Source organism: Scytonema sp. PCC 10023, from assembly GCF_963920835.1.
Taxonomy (GTDB): domain Bacteria; phylum Cyanobacteriota; class Cyanobacteriia; order Cyanobacteriales; family Nostocaceae; genus Kalymmatonema.
The window spans coordinates 1-17,508 of record NZ_CAWUDP010000025.1; the positions used below are offsets into that span (position 1 = coordinate 1).

Here is a 17,508-nt window from a genome sequence, read left to right on the forward strand (position 1 = left end):
ATTGTGGAATATCAGCACGGGTCAACTAATTTCCACCTTCACCGGGCATACTGGTACAGTCTTCAGCGTGGGATTTAGTCCGGATGGCAAAACTCTAGCTTCTGGAAGTTCGGACACTACCATCAAATTGTGGAATTTGGACTTAGATAGTTTACTAGCGCAGGGGTGTCGTTGGTTGGATGGTTATTTGGCGACTCGTCCTGATGAGGCGAAGGAGTTATGTCCCAGAGAGTAGGACAAGGATTTTGATTAAATCAAATACAAGTACAGCTGAAAAACTCAGATACCTAACTTCTTAAAGAAGTTAGGTATTTTTTCCATTTTTTGTTCACTTTGGTATTAATCTCATTTCATTTTCGTTTCACTTGCATATATTATTTTTCTCTTTAATAAATTTGTCACTTCAAAAAGTGGCATGGAACAGACCCTTGTAGACATAAAAGCAATAGGGCATGATTATAGCTAAGAGACAAGACAAACCCAGAACGATTAATCAAATCTAAGCATTCTTAGCTAGAAAGACAAAAATTTATCAGCAAAATTAATAATGAAAAAAACACTATTTTTTGCACTTGCTACAGTCTCCACTTTGACATACATAGCTCCTGCTGGCGCGAAAGTTTCAGGAAATCAAAACTATTTGAATTGTCGCCATGTTTTGCTTATACAGAATACTCCCTATGGTGGGGATACCCAATATTATAACCGCACTGTGACGTATTTCCAATAATGATGCTTGGGGTTACGTTAGAAGCCCTAAAGAGTCAAATATAAATCAACATCCTATTTTCCCCTACTGCTCGTTGAAACTTTTTTCAATATTGTGGATACATGAAAACGTTCAACGACCTAACAAGCTTCAACTCACTCAGCAAATGCAAAGGAGTAATCTATGAAAGGTAACATGACTGCAATCACAGACAAGATAGTTGAAATGTTTGCTACAATTGCGACGACTGGTGCTAGTTTACCAGGCTCGAATATTAGACCTCCCGCACAAAGCGCACCGGATGCGAAAAGTGAGCCAGCGAGTAGTGAGCTTAATCGTAAGTCAAACTCCTTGTAATAGTTGCAATAGTGTTTAGCCAATGACTTTTCAAGTTGGATTCATCGGCGAAAGGCTATCTACACAGTGCTGAAGTACTCCAATATCAACGACGATGGAACCTATTTGATATCTTTTGTTATATTCTCAAGGCTAAGATTCTCTGGATTCCATGCTTGTTGATTTTCTTCCTGAAACCTGAGTTCGATATAAGGAAAACGCTTGTAATTTATGCAGGACAAAGGTATCGGCTCATTTGACATCTCGGTGAAACCGAATGCTTATTGATAATTAACCAATTTTATTGAGAACCTACTATCAATTCTCAATATCTTTGGCTTGTTGATAAGAAAACCCGGACGGTTGTTTTCGCCCAAAGTTTTATGGGATAACGATTTGAGGTCATTTTCTTACGTCGAACCCAGGTTCCTGAAGCGTTGATTTTTCTCAAACAGCTTTCCTGCTTATCTTGTGTTTCAAGCAGAGTTCTCAAATAGGTTCTATAAGAGATTTGGGCTAGAACAATGAATCTTTTTAACAGCAAGTTAATCAGCCGATTAACGCTTACATTGTCATGCGTTTTATCTGTTACTGCTGTCGTGCATCCTGCGCGAAGTGCAGAGCGGATTGGAGTATCCTATAGTTTTTTATCAGGCTCAACTTCGATCTCATCTTTGCAAACTTATGCTCGCACAGGTCAGATTGACAGCAAACTCGCTGATTCTGGCAGAACCAGTTCAAAGCAACTCACTCAATTGCAACAATTATTGTACACTAAAATTCCACTCGATTCTGTTGCCGTTTCTCAGTTTTTACAGACTCCAATCGGAGAGAAACTGCTAGGACGTTTAGAGCAAGTGATTCAAACTGATGGTCACGAATCCAAATCTCATGCCCTACGAGACGCGATAATTCTAGCTGCAAGAAATCCACAGGGATTCACAGCTTTAGAGGTTTTACAACACTTTCCCTCTAAAACTGCTTACATCAAGATCGAAGAAGCCCTTGCTTTGGTTGGAGAAGTGAATCAGTTTGTGAATCAGACTCACGATGCAAGTATGGTTGTCAATCAAAAAGCGACGCTAGAGGCACAGTTTCCCTCTGACCTCTCAAAATCTGAAAACTTGCAGCAACCCGGAAAATTGGCTTGGCAGAAGCAAACCTTGACCTTGAGCGATCCAGAGCGCGCTCGACAAATTATAACCGATCTCTATGTTCCGCGTTCGAGAACACGGCATCCGATTGTAGTCATTTCTCACGGGCTGGGTTCTGATCGCTTCAGCTTTGCTTACCTGGCGGAACATCTCGCTTCTTATGGATTTGCTGTTGTCGTTCCAGAACATTCTGGGAGTAATTCAAATCAGCTAGCAGCATTACTAGCAGGAAGAACCAGAGATATCATCCCGCCACAAGAATTTGTCGATCGCCCAATAGATGTGAGCAAGTTGCTGAACAAGTTGGAGCAGTTATCTCACATCGATCCTAACCTTCAGGGGCGATTAGACTTGCAAAACGTAGGGATTGTTGGGCAGTCATTTGGAGGAAACACGGCTCTAATCCTTGCAGGCGCGACGCTTCAAGTGCAAAATCTCAAAGCACGGTGTCAAACGTCTCAAGATTCGCTGAATCCGTCGCTGTTGCTGCAATGCGAGGCAACACGACTCCCTCAACTGCCCTCCCATTTGTCCGATCCTCGAATTAAAGCCGCGATCGCAATCAACCCTTTTAGCAGTGCAATCTTTGGGCAAGCTGGGCTAAGTCAGATTAAAGTGCCAACGATGATTGTTGCCAGCAGTGCAGATATGCTCGCGCCCGCTATACCCGAACAAATTCAACCGTTCACTTGGCTAACAACACCTAATAAATATCTAGCCCTGATGACGGGTGCAACTCATTTTTCTGCGCTTGCTCCCTCTCCAAATGAGGTGGTTCCGGTTCTTCCATTCCTTGTTGGGACTAATCCTGCACTTGTGCATCAGTATATTAAGGCACTCAATGTCGCTTTTTTTAAGACGTATCTCATGAATCAACAACAGTATCATTCCTATGTCAGTGCAGGCTATGCGAAAGCAATCAGTCAATTGCCCGTCCAGCTTGCACTAGTGAAAACACTTAACGCAAGCGATCTATCCAAAAATTTAGAAGACAGGTTGAGCTTATCTTTAAGAGCATTTTGCTTTTGCCTGTATTCACTCCTTTCTCAGGGTAAGAGTATCTCAATTAGGCTTGACACAAGGAATCAGAAGAATCTAATGTATGGTTAATGAAACAAGAACTGAGAACTTGAATCATACGCCAAATCAAACCATTGCTGAACCTGACGGTAGAGAGTGGGATGACAGCAATATGGCAACAGAGAATCTAAAGGAAGACGCTAAGAAAACTTATGGATAGACAGGGAACAAAAAATATGTGTACGGGTTTGAGGCATTCAACCTTGATTTGGCGACAACTTTTAGGCGATTGCCTACGGCAGAGCTACGCTTAACGCTGCCGATCAACAAATCAAAGGATGATTGAGAAAAGCCTGAAGCGATTTTATTTTCGTTGATGCACAGGATAATGAATTTGTACAGTGCGGAAGGTGGGTTATATTATGTCTAATATTTATTATGTCTAATATTATGGTCGGTCATTAAGATTTCTTGGGTGAGAAGAACCGAACCAACAGTATTTTTATCTTGCAATAATATGAGAATCAAAGGAAGGAATTGATTCCTGACTTGATTGAAACAACAACTTTTTATATAAGAGGGAGAAGTATATATGTTAAGTCGTTGGAACGCCAGGCAAGAATTTAACGCTTTAAGCAATCAACTTAACCGCCTATTTGATGAAATAGCGCCAACAAAAACTTGGGAAGGCTTCACAAGATTTCCTGCGGCTGAACTCATTGAAGCAGATGATGCCATCCATCTGAAGTTAGAAGTTCCAGGCTTGGAAGCCAAAGATATAGATATTCAAGTAACAGAAAATGCCGTTTCTATCAGTGGGGAGCGTAAGTCTGAAACCAAAACTGAAGAGAAAGGCTATACCCGCAGTGAATTCCAATATGGCAAATTTCAACGCGTCATTCCTTTACCTACTCACATTCAAAACACCAAAGTCACCGCAGAATACAAAGATGGTATTTTGAATCTGGCATTACCTAAGAAGGAAGAAGCGAAAAACACAGTCGTCAAAGTTAATCTAGAACAAGCTGCTCACTAAATTGTTGTAAATTTCAACTGTGCAGTATAGATTTCTTCCTCATTACTCTGTAACTTAAATATTAGCCTGGTTGCATTATAGCTACCAGGCTTTTTTATTATCCTAAGTAAAGCATTAAATCTTTAAACCAATGCCGTTTTTGGCAAATTCTTCCACGGTTTTGTCGGAGAATTCATGGGTAGTCATGGCTTGTAACATTGGCAAAGGTAAAGTGAGATGATGCGCTCCAGCTTGTAGCGATGCTGCGGCTTCTTCTGGTGATTTGATACTAGCTGCTAGAATTTCAGTATCACTGCCAGTAAGTACGCTAGCCATATCCCGTACCAGGGCAATTCCGTCGCCTAACAACCGGGTTGCACGATTGACATAAGCGATCGCCATTTTAGCACCCGCCTCCCGTGCCACTGCTGCCTGTGCTGCACTGTAAATCGCCGTCACTGAACAAGTTATCTCCGGCGACAGACTCGCCACCACTGCAAACCCGACTTGTGTTGCTGGAATTTTCAACACCGTTTGTTTGCCAATAATCTCAAAAGCTTTCCTCCCTTCCGCCAGCATTCCCTCAAAATCAGACGACACGAGCTGGTAGAATAGTGGTCCTGAGGTTAACGGTGCCAATTTTTTCAGCGTAGTTTCCGGTGGCTCATCGCTTTTAGCTAAAAGTGTCGGATTCGTGGTGATGCCCTTTACCCAGCCCATTTTACTGGCAATTTCAGCTTCAGATAGAATTGCCGAGTCCAAATAGATTGCCATGATTGTTTCGCCGTTTCAGGTTTGTTAACAACACAGGTACTATGAACTACCCGCCCTTACTTCGTATTCGTGCGGGTTTCTACATCCAGCCCAGTAAGAGTAGATTTTTGACGCTTCGCGCGTCCCAGTTGCTTCATGCTTCCAGCTTTTTTGCTAGGGCATGAAGTAGCGCTGGCAACATCAGCGTCTACGAGGCTTGTTCCAAACCCCGGTAGAATTCCTTTTGACCAGTACAGCATCACTTCGGCGGCAGCAATATCCCTGTCTTGTATATATCCACAATGTTGACACTGATGAATTCTTTCATCAAGTGTCTTTTTGTGTTGGTGTCCACATTTAGGACAGGTTTGACGCTTGCTTAACTTTCTTGGTTGGAACTTCGATAAACACACCACCAATTTCTTCTACTTTGTATTTGATCGTGCTTCGTAGCATTCCAAATCCAACGTCAAGTATTGACTTATTTAGCCCGCATGATTGTTTTTTGCGTTTACGGGGTCTTACACGTAAAAAATCGGGCAGCCTTTGTTTTGTTGATCTGTCGGCGTAGTCGGGTACTCGTTGTAATAAGGCTGCCCGATTTTTAGGGGACAATGCGTCGCCTTTCTTTGCTTTACGGGTCATGTTAGTAACTTCTAGCTTTTCAGTTGCAACGAAGCTATTACCGCTTACAATCTCTGCTGCAACTTGATGCACCCAATCTTGCCGTTGGTTAGCAACCTTACGGATTATTTTACTAACCTTTGCTTGGGCTTTCTTCCATCTTCTAGAAGCTTTAACTTTTTTCTTTCTGTTTGGTGGCTGTTTGCGTCTTTTTTGTTTAGACGCTCGTTTTATATCGCGTTCAGCATTACGCAAGAATTTGGGTGCTGAAATTTGAACATGATTCTCCCCATCTGTTATAGACAATGCCGACTTACAGCCTAAATCAATTCCAACTGCACCTACTGGTAGTATTTCAGGCTTGAGTACTTGTTCTAAAACATCAACGGTGATAGATGCGTACCATTTCCCCTTGCGGTAAACAATTGTGCAAGTAGTTGGAGTTCCCCAATACTTAGCTTTGCCCCGCATTACTATTCGTCCAATTTTCGACAGTACAAGATGTCCGTTTTCTCCATTAGACTCAACAGAGTAGCCAGTTTTCGCTGGATAAGTCCATCCCGAATAATGACGAATTGACTTGAACTTTGGACGTTTTCCTAATCCTTTAAAGAATCGCTCAAATGCAAAATCTACCCGCTTCAAAGTGGCTTGTAAAGCTTGAGAATTTATCTCTTTGTACTCATGCCAAACCTCTTTAAATGTAGGCAGACTATTTTGCTGCTCAATATAAGTAACAGAATGGTTAAACTTTTCGTACTGCGTAAATCTGTTGTAGAGAGCAGCATTATACAAGTCTTTGTGAAGTTTACGGTGATACTTCAAAGACTGTTCTATTCGCTTTGTTGGGTATAACCGAAACGTCATTCGCCTTGTTGCCACCCTTTGTTTTACCTCTTTTTCACCCTCGGGTTATACTAACACATAGCACGACATAATAACGACAAGAAAAAAGAAATACTTCAACTTAAGACTGTCAGACCGTAGACTTAATATACTTAGAGAATATGCAGTTATGACGGACAAAACAATGACTGCCGTAATAGAAGATTATATAGATTCGCTCCCCAATGCAAAAATTGTCAATTCATCAGTCATCCCACTCCCTCAACAGCCCAACGGCTGATATCGGTCGGGGATGTCTTCTTCATTGACCGCTATCGATCCCCACCCTACTTCGTAGAGGGTGGGGACTTCCGCGAGTCCGTTAAACCTCGGTCGGTGTCAGCTGTTGCAGAAGAGAGAATTTCCACAATCACGTTAGGATATTTGCCATCCTCTTCCCAAACGACCCAGCTTTTACGGGGTTTGCGTTCAGTATCCAGGACAACAAAAAAGTCGGGACCTCTGAATTGTTCAGAATTGCGCTGACGAGGACTGTAGTAAATTGTCAGGTTCCCAGAAGCGTAGAAGTTATTGCGAGCCTCCTTCAGAGGAGCTTCGCTAACGCGCCACACCCATTCTAAACATTGAATGAGCAGCGTCATTTGTAACCGATGTAAATCCGTTTCTAATGGCGGTTCGTCACTATATAAGTCACTAGGTGGAAAGATAACATCTTCCACAGTGTTTTCCGAATTTCTTATGTCTGGAGCGAAAGACATAGCATCTGCGTATATATTTGACGTGGCGGTTGTAAGTCTAGTTTAGCTGGTGAATGTTGCACCAAGAGTTCTTTGCCAGAGGTAAACTGAAAGCTGTGGTACAACTGGAAGCCGTTCTTCCTGGGCTTTATTGCACAAGCCAAAACTTATAGTCATTGCTTAAAAAAAATATGCAATGGATAGTTAACGCAGACGAAGCCAAGCAATTGATATCTCAAGGGGCGACAATTCTTGACACTCGCAACAAGTTGGCGTGGTTGATTTCACATATTCCTGGTGCTGTTCACGTCACTTGGCAGCAATTTTCAAATAACCAAAAACCCTATCGGGGAACACTCCTTGCAGATGCAAAGATTTTAGAACAAAAACTACGTCAAGTTGGTATTTTTAACTCAAAACCTGTGATTGTCATTGGCAATCCGCCTGACAATTTTGGGGAAGAAGGGCGCATAGTTTGGATGTTACGGACTTTAGGACATCAAAATACAGCTTTTGTTGATGGGGGGTACAATGCACTAGTTAAAGCAGGTGTTCCGACGACTCGCGGACTTAATCAACCACCAGAAATAGGAGATTTTGTTGTTAATCGCACTGCTTTATGGGAAATTCAGCGTGATGAACTTCAAGTCAATCTTTCAGAAAACAAGTTGGCTGTCATTGATACTCGGCAAAAGCGAGAATATGCTGGAGAAACTCCCTATGGTGAACAGCGAGGGGGACATATCCCTGGTGCTGTGCATTTCTACTTTAAAGATTTAATGGATAGTCAGGGAACTTTACTTAAGCCAGAGGAAATTATCGCCAAATTAGAAACCTTAGGAATTCAGCGTGATACTCCTACTGTGACTTATTGTACGGGTGGAATTCGCTCGGCTTTTTTTGTCGCTGTTCTTGTTAACTTAGCCTTTTCTGATGTGAAGAATTATGCAGGTTCAATGTGGGAATGGTCAGCTTGTCCATCTGAAAAATATCCACTTGAATAAATAAGCGTTTCTTGTGAAAATCAATTGGTTTAGATCCCCGACTTCTTAAAGAAGTCGGGGATCTTGCTTACTTTTGTAGGGAACTCCGGACCCCCACGGAGGAGCCAGCGCCCCTTCGGGGTGAATCCTTCGGATACGCTGAGCGCAAAGCGCACGCTCCGCGAACGCGAGCGCCAGTCGCCTGGCTGTCGGGAAAGCCGTCATTCGCGCTGGCTCACCGTGGGCGGGCTGAAAGTGAGGTTTTTTTATGGCAGTGTACGAAGTTCTTTCTAGCAATTAAATTGCTAGAGTGAATAGTACCTGGGATAATCTCAATTTTTCCTAGTCTGTAGTCTGGAACTTCAGTTCCAGGTTTGAGAAGTCTACCACATTTTGGCTAGTGCCGCATCTCCGTGATTACAGGACTATTACAAAAACTGCGTGCTTCATGGGCAAAAAATAGGGGTTGTTTGACCTTTCCAGCCTCCCCATCTCCTTTGCAGATGTTAAATCGTCGCGATATGCTTGTTGAACGCAAGCCTGAGGAACTTGGTTTAACTGAGGCTCCCAAAGAAGGCACTTCTGGGCACAACAATGCTCCTAAAGGCTGGCTGCGAACTGTTCTTGTCGCCAGTTTGGGCGTCACTGCTTTAGTTTTGGGAGTACGGGAACTAAAATGGTTGCAGTCTTGGGAGTTAAGAGCATATGACGAGATGTTACGGTTACGTCCCACTGAAGCACCTGATCCGCGTATTTTGGTGGTGACTGTTACTGAAGATGATGTTCGGCAATACAGATGGCCTGTGTCGGACAATAAAATGAACGAGTTGTTGGCGAAATTACAGTCCTATCAACCGCGTGTCATTGGTGTAAATATATATAGACCAGAACAAGCAAATCTGGGGGCTTCTTTAAAGCGTCGAGACAACATCTTCAGTACGTGTGCATTCAGCAGCGTGGGGACGCCGGAAATTGCACCACCATCGAATTTTCCTATAGATAATGTCGGATTTACTGACCTGATATCTGATGAAGATAGCATTGTCCGCCGCAGTTTGTTGTTTGCGAATTCCCCAGAAGATAAGAAATGTACAACGAACTTCTCGTTTGCTGCTTTAGTTGCAGTTAAATATTTAGAAAAAGAAGGAATTGCACCTGATTTCAGCGATGAAAATAATTTCAAGCTGGTTGATACTCATTCACAAAAGGTAAAAGCCAGTTTTAAAGTTCTCGACAGCAATGCAGGTAGTTATAAAAGGATGGATGATGGCGGCTACCAAATCATGTTGAATTATCGCCATCCGGATAGCCTAGCCCAAGAAGTCACTTTCTCACAAGTCCTGAACGGCAGTATAAATCCTAACTGGATAAAAGACCGTCTCGTCATTATTGGGACTAAGTCTCCTAGCCTTGATCGTGGCTTCTACACACCCTACAGTGCTTTGCCAAACCAACCTGCAAGAATGCCTGCTGTCTTGATTCATGCACAGATAGCTAGTCAGATGCTCAGTACAGTTTTGGATAGGCGACGTGTCATTTGGTACTTTTCTGACTCGTCTGAAGCTGTATGGGTTTGGGTTTGGTCGCTGTTAGGTGCTGCTTTAGCGTGGCGTTTGCGACATCCTTTATTGCTGGTTGTTGTAGGAGGTATGACTCTAAGTGGCTTGGTGGTGATTTGCATTATTTTGTTTGTGCAAGCAGAGTGGGTGCCGATAGTACCGCCTGCTATAGCATTGGTAATCAGTGGAGTCAGTGTGATGGCTTACACCACATACCAAACTCAGCAGCAAACAAAAATCATTGTTCTGCAAGTAGAAAAACAACAAGAGGCTATAGAACAGTTAAATACACTGTTAAAAGAAAGTACAGCAATTAAAGACAAACATCTTCACAGTTCATCAAAAATTGATACTCTAGAAAAAAGAACTGGTGATACGGTCTTAAGCGGACGCTACAAAATTACTAGAGTTCTTGGTTCAGGTGGATTTGGTTGCACTTATTTAGCAGAAGATACTCAGCGCCCAGGCAATCCTATCTGTGTCGTTAAACAACTGATGCCCGCCCGCCGGGATACAAGATTTTTGCAAGTTGCAAGAAGATTATTTGATGCCGAAGCCGAAATTTTAGAGGCTTTGGGAAAACATGATCAAATTCCGCAGCTCTTAGCATATTTTGAAGACAATCATGAATTTTATTTAGTACAAGAATATATTGAGGGACATACTTTAAGTGAGGAATTACCACCTGTGCGGGGGGTGCAAAATGAACTGTTTGTTATCGATATGCTTAAAGAGATTTTAGAAGTTCTTGCCTTTGTTCACGAGCGTCGTGTGATTCATCGAGATATTAAACCAACTAACATTATCAGGCGTGCTACAGATAATCAGTTAGTACTGATTGATTTTGGTGCAGTTAAGATGATGCAACCACTCAATCAGGAGGAAACTGAATTAGCGACAGTAGCTATTGGGACGCGGGGTTACGCACCACCAGAACAGTTTGCTGGTCATCCCCGTTTGTCCAGTGATATTTATGCTTTGGGGATGATTGGCATTCAGGCGGTTACTGGATTGTCACCTCACGAACTCCAGCCAAATAATGATACTGGTACTGTAATGTGGCGTCAATGGGCGCAAGTGAGCGAGGAGTTGGCGGAGATTTTAGATAAGATGGTGCGTTACCACTTTAGCGATCGCTATCAATCAGCTTCTGCTGTATTACAGGATTTGAGGGTTGTGGAAAATTGACGCTCTCACGGCTCCACTTACGTTAAAGCCGTGGGATTCTTGTCTCTACGAGTCCACTTACCACAATCAGTTACCCGACTGCGCCAGAGGTGGTTCTCTCCTCAAGCTTTTTACTCCATTACAGAAGCCCGTTCCGGTGCGCCCCACCGTACGGTTTCAACCATAAATCTTGGTTTTCGCCTTCCTTGGTGCATGAAGATTTTACCTAGCAGTGCCTTTCCTGCTAGAACCCCATATCTTCAGTTTTCAAGGTGCGTTGCCCAAGGGCGACTGGGTTTTTTAAGTGGTTGATTACCCTAGCCACTATAATTAAGATACCTTTAACTGTGGTATCCGTCAATGCCTAAGCCCGAAGTATTTATCACGTTTCGCGTCACTCAAGACGAGAAAGAATTACTAAAGAAATATTGCGATCAAGAAGTGAGAAATCAAACTGAAGTGCTAAGAGAGCTTATTAGGGGACTGCGGCGTAGACTTAAAAGGACTGACCCTAAAGGGTCAGCAGATTCATCCCACGACTAGAAGCCGTGGGCTTTCTCTGCGATTTTCTGTAAAAAATTCTTTTGACTTTTGACTTTTGACTTTTGACTTTCATCCCCATCTAATTCACCTTGAATGTCCGCACACTTTCTTGCAATTGCTGGGAAATCTCCACTGTTTCTTGGAGAGATGTGGAAACTTGACGAGATGAATTGCTGGTCATTTCAGATATTTGGGCGATATCTTGCATGAGAATGGAAACCTCTTGGGAAGTTTGCACCTGAGATACTGTAGCGTGAGAAATTGACTGCACCAATTGGTCAATTTGGCGACACACCTCAAGAATGTGGTTGAAACTGTACTTACTATTTTGAACTAGACGCGTCCCTTCAACAACCTGCGTGGTTCCCAACTCCATAGCCTTAACAACTTCCCTGGTTTCGCGTTGAATATTGGCAACAATTTCTTCAATTTCCTCAGTTGCTTCGCTACTTTGAGCTGCTAGTACGGCGACTTCTTCCGCAATCACCGCAAAACCTTGAGCTTCTTCACCAGCACGCGCCGCTTCAATACCCGTGTTGATAGCTAACAAGTTGGTTTGCATGGCAAGTTGCTTAATCAATGCCACCACACGCGAAATTTGTTGCGAAGATTCTCCAAGACGCTTGACTTTTTTCCCGGTTTCCCCTATTGTCTCACGCAAACTTATAATATTTTCGACTGTTAGGTCTATTGCTGTATCTCCGGTTTCGGCGGCGTGATATGCCGTACGGGCAACTTCTTCGGCTTGCTTCGCATTTTTTGCTACGGCTTTAATCGATTGCCTCATTTGGTCAACAGCATCGAGGGTACGGCTAATTTCCTCTGCTTGTTTGAGTGCTTCAATTGCCAAATGACCCATCGATCCTGAGTTGTCTGCAATTGCATTATTTACCTGAGTAGCGGCTAGTTTGACTTGGGTAACAATCTCCTGCCAACTTTCCAACAAGGAGTTGAAAAAGTCAGCCACAGTGCCAATTTCTCCAGCGGTGACTTGCGCACGCACTGTCAAGTCTCCTTGAGATGCTCCTTCAAGATCGTCTATTAATCTTAGCAGTTGCAGTTGCAGCCTTTCTTTCTGCTGACGTTGCAGTTGAGAAGCTTTTTCTGCTTCTTGGCGTCCTTGTTCGGCTTGCTCTAAAAAATTGGCTCGCTCTAAAGCCAGTCCCACAATTCTGGCAAATTGCTCAAACAAATCAATTTCAGACTGTTGCCATAAACGAGGTTGCTCACACTGATGGGCAATTAACAAGCCCAGCAGTTGGTCACCGATCAGGATCGGTGTGACCAAATTTGCTTTGACTGCAAACGGTTCTAATTGGTTGATGTAACACTCGCTCAAATTAGCTTGGTAAATATCGTTAATGGCGACAACACGACCTTGCCGATACTTATCAACATAATTTTTCAAACATGGGTCGTAAATTTCTGCCCCAAGAGAAGCCGGCCAGCCCGCAACGACTGATTCTGCAATTACGCTTCCTTGCAAATTTTCGTCTATTTTGTAAATGACTGCTCGCTCCACCTTCAAGGCTTTGCGGATGCTTTGAACCGCCAAATTGTAGATATCTTGCGAGTTATGAGTTCTAGACAAGTGGATAGCAAGGTCTTTGAGTGTCTGTGTTACCTCCAATAAACTGACACGTTCTAAAGTCAGCCCAACTTGAATTGCTAACTGCCGCAAGAAATTAATTTCATAGGGCTGCCAAGCATGAACTTCTTGACAGTGATGAGCAATCAAAAAGCCTAAGACTTGGTTATCTTTTAAAATTGGCGTCACCAAGTTCGCCTTGACTTGCAATCTTTCCATGAACTTCTGATGTTCGGGAGAAAAGCCTGCTTCACTGACGTTGTTCACAGCCATCACCCGACCTTGTCTGTAAGCGTCTATGATGTCCTTATGAATACAACCATCTTCAACTATCTCCCCAAAAGCCACAGGCAAACCAGGATTCACTGATTCAGCTATAACTTGTCCGCCTCCATTAGCATTGAAGCGATAAATCACGACTCGATCCGCTTTGAGGGCAAGTTTTGCTTCTGTGACTGTAATGTTGAACAATTCTTCAGAATTGACAGAGGAGCGAATTGAGAGCAAGATGTTTGTCAACAACTTTAATTGCTCAGCTTCCGCGGTTTGTTTGTGTAGGAAGCCTTGCACTTGGTCTGCCATTTGGTTGATGTGAGAAGCCAAGATTCCAAGTTCGTCTTCGCCTTTGATGGCAATTCGGGTATCAAGATTACCTTTACCCAATTTTTCCACTGCCATAATCGCAGCTTCAATTGGCTTGAGCACACGAGTAGCTATAATTGCCGCGATGCTACCAACCAGCAATGCTGTTATTAGCGTCCCTATCTCCAATGCCAGTAATAATTGTTGTTGCGTTGCGAATGCAGTTGCTGTATCTAGACTCAAAAGTAATGTCCATTTTAAATCTGGCAACCCTTCTACTTTTTGCCAAGGCACGTAGGTTACTAGTTTTTCAGCATTGTCCTTTTTATTAAATAAAATCTGAGTCGTTATTTGCTTCTTTGCTTGTATTTCTTTCCACTGAGGAATTTCTTGTTTTACATTTAAACCTGTTTTCCTCCCTGTTCTAGACAGGAATATGTTTCCAGAACTATCTACAACCTTGTAATCATCTTGATTAATTTGCGGGTTCAGGACTACCTTTTCTAAAGATTTCACGGGTATCACTGTCCGAACAATATAAATTGTTTCACCCGTGTCACTATCTTTGACAGGCGCAGCCATGTAAATTTTAGATTGATCTACGCTTTTTGTGGCTTTCGGCTGGCTAATATAGGGCGTTTTAGTTTTGAGTACTTCTTGAAAATACTCTTCGTTTTTTTGGTTAGGAATAGATTCTCCTGCTGAATCGGCAACCAGATTACCCTTGATATCAAAAACCGCAATGCTTTCATAACTGTTTTCAATATCTAAATAGTTCCTCAGCCGTGCTTGCATCTGCTCACGGCTGATCACTGCCCTCAATTGGCGATTTTGCAGAAATGTCAGTCTAGAGAGGATTTGAATATCTCCATACCGTCTCAGCATGAAACTGCTGATATTGTTTGCCAACAAAGAAGCTCTATCTTGCTTGTTGTTAACAATTTCCTTTGTCGTTGATTGGTTTACCAAGTAATAGGTGATTGCCCCAATTCCAAATACTGGCAAAGTACCAATAATAAAGATAAAAGCGATCGCTTTGGTACGTAAGCTTGTCCGCCTCAGCCAAGAAATCATACGACGGCGGCGGGAATTACGAAAGTTAACTTTAGGCTGTATGACAGTATTTTGCTGTAACGATGTTATGAAGAAATTCTGTTCAATATCTTCATTTTTGCCCATAGCATAATTTGTATCTTTGTCAACTATTCTAACCATCTACCAATCCTCAAGAACCTTGTGCTTAAATGAGTAACGTTTAAAAATTGCTAGTGGTAGATGCAAGTTTTGAGATGAAAACAAAGACTGAACAATAGCTTATAGGTGTCACACAAATAAAATTAAATGGTTTCGCCTACATTAACATTAATAGGGAAATAAGCTAAATATTGCTTGTAGCTTAGTAAATTAAATACTATCAGAAACTCATTTTTTTGTATACTCTGTTTCTGTCACACTCAAAGAAAAAAATGTGATGAGATTTACACTGTAACTTTACATTGATACTGCCACTGATTCAATAGCATCTAGGAACTGTTCGCGGGTAAAGGGTTTAGAGACATAGGCGACAGCGCCTTGCTTCATCCCCCACAAACGGTCAACTTTCTGATTTTTGGAACTGCAAATCACAATTGGCACTTTTTGAGTTGCTGGATTCTTTTTCAGGAAACGGCACAACTCAAACCCGCTCATTTCAGGCATAACGACATCAGTAATTATCAAGTCAAGTTCTTCTTGTAAGGCGATTTTTAAAGCTTGTTGAGCGCTAGTCACTTTAATAATGCGGTAAACACTATCTCTAAGATAATGACACATGAGATCCAATTGGCTCAGAGAATCGTCTACAATAAGAATTTTTTCAAGCAAAGCCATACTCCTGCCTTAATTTCAATAAGAAAATTATTAATTATTAACTTTTAAGAAGGCAGAAGTACGAAGGCAGAAGGCAGAAGGCGTCCCCACGAATGAATTCGGGGGATTTAATAAAGTTGCTACGCGTTTATTTTTCTCCATAAATAAATTCAGGGGCTTTAAACCTTATGGCAGAGAACAGAGGACTTATTTTTGTATCAAAGCTTACCTTCTTTCCTTCTGCCCTCTGCCCTCTGCCCTCTGCCTTTCTTCGGTAATTACAATGCCAATAAATTAGGAATTCCAAATTATATTCTTGCTGAAAAAACGAGATTTAATTAGGTTGAACTACTAACAATGCTGAATAATAGACCTCTTGCATAAGTCAAAAATGTCTATTTTTCTCTGCGTTTATCTGCTAAAAAGTGCTGTTTCATATCCACTTCATCATGAACTTTTGCAAGAAGTTTCATGTAATTCTTAGATAGAGGTTACAGTAATACTTAGATATCCCAAAAATCTTGAACATCTAAATAAACTCATTTAGTATGACAAAAAATGTGGAAAGTTTTTTAGTTTAGTGCATTATTTCTTAATTCCAACCAAGAAATTTTGCAATCTCAGGAACCAGAGTCAAAGCGTTAAATGGTTTAGCGATCGCCCCCACAGCACCCAACGCTGAAAACCGATACCGTTCAGTGATATTCCACCTTGATGTTAAAAAAATTACTGGTATGGTTTGAGTCTTGGCATTTAACTTTAGTTTTTCTAAACAAGCAACACCATCCATTTCGGGCATAATCACGTCTAAAATGATCGCATCTGGTTTCAACTCCTCTGCTTTAACTAAACCCTCTGTGGCTGATTTCGCGACTTCTACCTCCCACCCTCCTAATGTCTGGAGACAGGTTTTCACAATCAGTTGCATATCCGGTTCGTCATCAATATATAAAACTCTTTTAGTAACAGGTTTTACCATCATCTCTTATTCCTGCTGATTTATAGTCAAAAAATATACATCCCTTTCAGAATTACGAATGTATTCAAACCGTAGAATTTTTTTGCAGAACAATTAAGAACTCACAACTGTTTAGAAAGACAGGACTTACGCAAAAATCGCCCCTAAGCTTAATTTATGGTAGACGCGCAGCGGTGAGGCAGCGCCCTTTGGAGGGTTTCCCGACAGCCAGGCGACTGCGTTCGCCGTTCGCGTTCGCGAAGCGTGCCCCGACAGGGACTCAGCGTGTCCGAAGGACTCAGGCGTGTCGAAGACATACCCGAAGGGCGTGCCGCAGGCTACCGCCAAGACGCTAAGAGCGCCAAGAATTCGTAGAGTGTGCGTAAGCCCTAAAAGATTTGGATCGTTATTTTATGAAGTTATGCAAAAAGAATGAGGAAATTCTGAGGATTGCCAAAAACTTGTAGTGCTTGGAATTTTGTGTGTATGAGGGTAATATGAATGAAACTAAGGCAAGCTTATTCCCATCCCAGCAATTCGGCTACCTGATCCGCCAACTCTAGAGGGTCAAAAGGTTTGGGAATAACCCCTACAAAGCCTAACTGTGCAGATTGATTCAAGTTTACAGGCTGTGGTTTAGCAGTCAGTAAAATCACTGGAATTGTTTCGGTAACCGGATTAATGTGCAATGTATGTAACACAACCAATCCGTCCGTATCTGGCATCATAACATCTAGTAGAATAGCATCAGGGAGTTCAGTTTCAGCTAATACCAGTCCTTCGCTACCAGATTGAGCTATCAGCACTTGCCAACCCCCTATGCGTTCTAAACAAACCTTAATAACAGTACACAGGTTTATTTCGTCATCGATAACCAAAATCCGCTTTGCTAACATAGTTCAGTTTTAGCTTTCAAGCCATTTGCGAAGACAGCCAAGTCAAAACAACACATTTTTTCACAAGCTTTTGAGCGCAAATTCTGTAATTACCTAGAAATGCTATAGCCCCGTAAGGGCAGCTAACCCATGGACATAATGATTTTTTTCTAACTAAGTAAGTATAAGCGATTCAGCGCAGTATTAAAGA

The 17,508-nt window shown here is 42.2% G+C and carries 16 protein-coding genes and 1 pseudogene; 9 read left to right on the forward strand and 8 right to left on the reverse strand.

Annotated features, from left to right (window positions below; translation table 11 throughout):
- The 5 genes from ACM0OZ_RS16710 to ACM0OZ_RS16730 form a co-directional block, all read left to right on the forward strand.
- On the forward strand, positions 1-235 hold a 235-nt coding region (locus tag ACM0OZ_RS16710; RefSeq protein ID WP_414583942.1), incomplete at its 5' end, for a WD40 repeat domain-containing protein.
- Between the two features lie 657 nt (positions 236-892).
- Entirely contained in the window at positions 893-1,066 is a 174-nt protein-coding gene (locus ACM0OZ_RS16715) for a hypothetical protein (protein WP_414583943.1), read from the forward strand.
- A 503-nt stretch (positions 1,067-1,569) separates the two neighbouring features.
- Complete coding sequence (locus ACM0OZ_RS16720; RefSeq protein ID WP_414583944.1) at positions 1,570-3,309, forward strand: alpha/beta hydrolase; 1,740 nt, start codon at positions 1,570-1,572, stop codon at positions 3,307-3,309.
- Positions 3,302-3,439, forward strand: coding sequence for a hypothetical protein (locus ACM0OZ_RS16725; protein WP_414583945.1), 138 nt, complete (start codon positions 3,302-3,304; stop codon positions 3,437-3,439). The genes ACM0OZ_RS16720 and ACM0OZ_RS16725 overlap by 8 nt, the downstream gene beginning before the upstream one ends.
- A 372-nt stretch (positions 3,440-3,811) precedes the next feature.
- A complete protein-coding gene (locus ACM0OZ_RS16730) occupies positions 3,812-4,255 on the forward strand; it encodes an Hsp20/alpha crystallin family protein (RefSeq protein ID WP_414583946.1) in 444 nt (147 codons plus the stop codon).
- Positions 4,256-4,369: 114 nt separating this feature from the next.
- Here ACM0OZ_RS16730 and ACM0OZ_RS16735 read toward each other — a convergent pair whose 3' ends face one another.
- The 4 genes and pseudogenes from ACM0OZ_RS16735 to ACM0OZ_RS16750 form a co-directional block, all read right to left on the reverse strand.
- Positions 4,370-5,008 carry a transaldolase family protein gene (locus tag ACM0OZ_RS16735; protein WP_414583947.1) on the reverse strand — a complete coding sequence of 213 codons (639 nt, stop codon included), beginning with the start codon at positions 5,006-5,008 and terminating at the stop codon, positions 4,370-4,372.
- 56 nt (positions 5,009-5,064) lie between these two features.
- Positions 5,065-5,400 carry a zinc ribbon domain-containing protein gene (locus ACM0OZ_RS16740; RefSeq protein ID WP_414583948.1) on the reverse strand — a complete coding sequence of 112 codons (336 nt, stop codon included), beginning with the start codon at positions 5,398-5,400 and terminating at the stop codon, positions 5,065-5,067.
- Entirely contained in the window at positions 5,345-6,478 is a 1,134-nt protein-coding gene (locus tag ACM0OZ_RS16745; RefSeq protein ID WP_414583949.1) for an RNA-guided endonuclease InsQ/TnpB family protein, read from the reverse strand. Before ACM0OZ_RS16745 ends, ACM0OZ_RS16740 begins: the two co-directional genes overlap by 56 nt.
- A gap of 341 nt (positions 6,479-6,819) precedes the next feature.
- A pseudogene (locus ACM0OZ_RS16750) lies at positions 6,820-7,215 on the reverse strand (Uma2 family endonuclease); the annotation flags it as partial.
- A gap of 170 nt (positions 7,216-7,385) precedes the next feature.
- Between ACM0OZ_RS16750 and ACM0OZ_RS16755 the strand changes: the two are divergent.
- The 4 genes from ACM0OZ_RS16755 to ACM0OZ_RS16770 all read left to right on the forward strand — a co-directional run bounded on the left by ACM0OZ_RS16755 (position 7,386) and on the right by ACM0OZ_RS16770 (position 11,446).
- Entirely contained in the window at positions 7,386-8,198 is an 813-nt protein-coding gene (locus ACM0OZ_RS16755; RefSeq protein ID WP_414583950.1) for a sulfurtransferase, read from the forward strand.
- 500 nt (positions 8,199-8,698) lie between these two features.
- Positions 8,699-10,924 carry a CHASE2 domain-containing protein gene (locus tag ACM0OZ_RS16760; protein WP_414584024.1) on the forward strand — a complete coding sequence of 742 codons (2,226 nt, stop codon included), beginning with the start codon at positions 8,699-8,701 and terminating at the stop codon, positions 10,922-10,924.
- Positions 10,925-10,954: 30 nt separating this feature from the next.
- Positions 10,955-11,215, forward strand: coding sequence for a hypothetical protein (locus ACM0OZ_RS16765; protein ID WP_414583951.1), 261 nt, complete (start codon positions 10,955-10,957; stop codon positions 11,213-11,215).
- A 48-nt stretch (positions 11,216-11,263) separates the two neighbouring features.
- Positions 11,264-11,446 (forward strand): ribbon-helix-helix protein, CopG family, encoded by a 183-nt coding sequence (locus ACM0OZ_RS16770; RefSeq protein WP_414583952.1) that lies wholly within the window; start codon positions 11,264-11,266, stop codon positions 11,444-11,446.
- Positions 11,447-11,525: 79 nt separating this feature from the next.
- On the opposite strand, the gene ACM0OZ_RS16775 is transcribed toward ACM0OZ_RS16770, so the two are convergent.
- The 4 genes from ACM0OZ_RS16775 to ACM0OZ_RS16790 form a co-directional block, all read right to left on the reverse strand.
- Entirely contained in the window at positions 11,526-14,831 is a 3,306-nt protein-coding gene (locus ACM0OZ_RS16775) for a GAF domain-containing protein (protein ID WP_414583953.1), read from the reverse strand.
- A 276-nt stretch (positions 14,832-15,107) separates the two neighbouring features.
- Entirely contained in the window at positions 15,108-15,485 is a 378-nt protein-coding gene (locus tag ACM0OZ_RS16780; protein ID WP_414583954.1) for a response regulator, read from the reverse strand.
- Between the two features lie 571 nt (positions 15,486-16,056).
- Positions 16,057-16,446, reverse strand: coding sequence for a response regulator (locus ACM0OZ_RS16785; protein WP_414583955.1), 390 nt, complete (start codon positions 16,444-16,446; stop codon positions 16,057-16,059).
- Between the two features lie 494 nt (positions 16,447-16,940).
- Positions 16,941-17,318 (reverse strand): response regulator, encoded by a 378-nt coding sequence (locus ACM0OZ_RS16790; RefSeq protein ID WP_414583956.1) that lies wholly within the window; start codon positions 17,316-17,318, stop codon positions 16,941-16,943.
- Positions 17,319-17,508 lie beyond the last annotated feature (190 nt).

Coding starts and splice junctions, on each gene's coding strand:
- ACM0OZ_RS16715 (WP_414583943.1), top strand. CDS start 893: ATGAAAGGTAACATGACTGCAATCACAGACAAGATAGTTGAAATGTTT.
- ACM0OZ_RS16720 (WP_414583944.1), top strand. CDS start 1,570: ATGAATCTTTTTAACAGCAAGTTAATCAGCCGATTAACGCTTACATTG.
- ACM0OZ_RS16725 (WP_414583945.1), top strand. CDS start 3,302: ATGGTTAATGAAACAAGAACTGAGAACTTGAATCATACGCCAAATCAA.
- ACM0OZ_RS16730 (WP_414583946.1), top strand. CDS start 3,812: ATGTTAAGTCGTTGGAACGCCAGGCAAGAATTTAACGCTTTAAGCAAT.
- ACM0OZ_RS16735 (WP_414583947.1), bottom strand. CDS start 5,008: ATGGCAATCTATTTGGACTCGGCAATTCTATCTGAAGCTGAAATTGCC.
- ACM0OZ_RS16745 (WP_414583949.1), bottom strand. CDS start 6,478: ATGACGTTTCGGTTATACCCAACAAAGCGAATAGAACAGTCTTTGAAG.
- ACM0OZ_RS16755 (WP_414583950.1), top strand. CDS start 7,386: ATGCAATGGATAGTTAACGCAGACGAAGCCAAGCAATTGATATCTCAA.
- ACM0OZ_RS16760 (WP_414584024.1), top strand. CDS start 8,699: ATGCTTGTTGAACGCAAGCCTGAGGAACTTGGTTTAACTGAGGCTCCC.
- ACM0OZ_RS16770 (WP_414583952.1), top strand. CDS start 11,264: ATGCCTAAGCCCGAAGTATTTATCACGTTTCGCGTCACTCAAGACGAG.
- ACM0OZ_RS16775 (WP_414583953.1), bottom strand. CDS start 14,831: ATGGTTAGAATAGTTGACAAAGATACAAATTATGCTATGGGCAAAAAT.
- ACM0OZ_RS16780 (WP_414583954.1), bottom strand. CDS start 15,485: ATGGCTTTGCTTGAAAAAATTCTTATTGTAGACGATTCTCTGAGCCAA.
- ACM0OZ_RS16785 (WP_414583955.1), bottom strand. CDS start 16,446: ATGATGGTAAAACCTGTTACTAAAAGAGTTTTATATATTGATGACGAA.
- ACM0OZ_RS16790 (WP_414583956.1), bottom strand. CDS start 17,318: ATGTTAGCAAAGCGGATTTTGGTTATCGATGACGAAATAAACCTGTGT.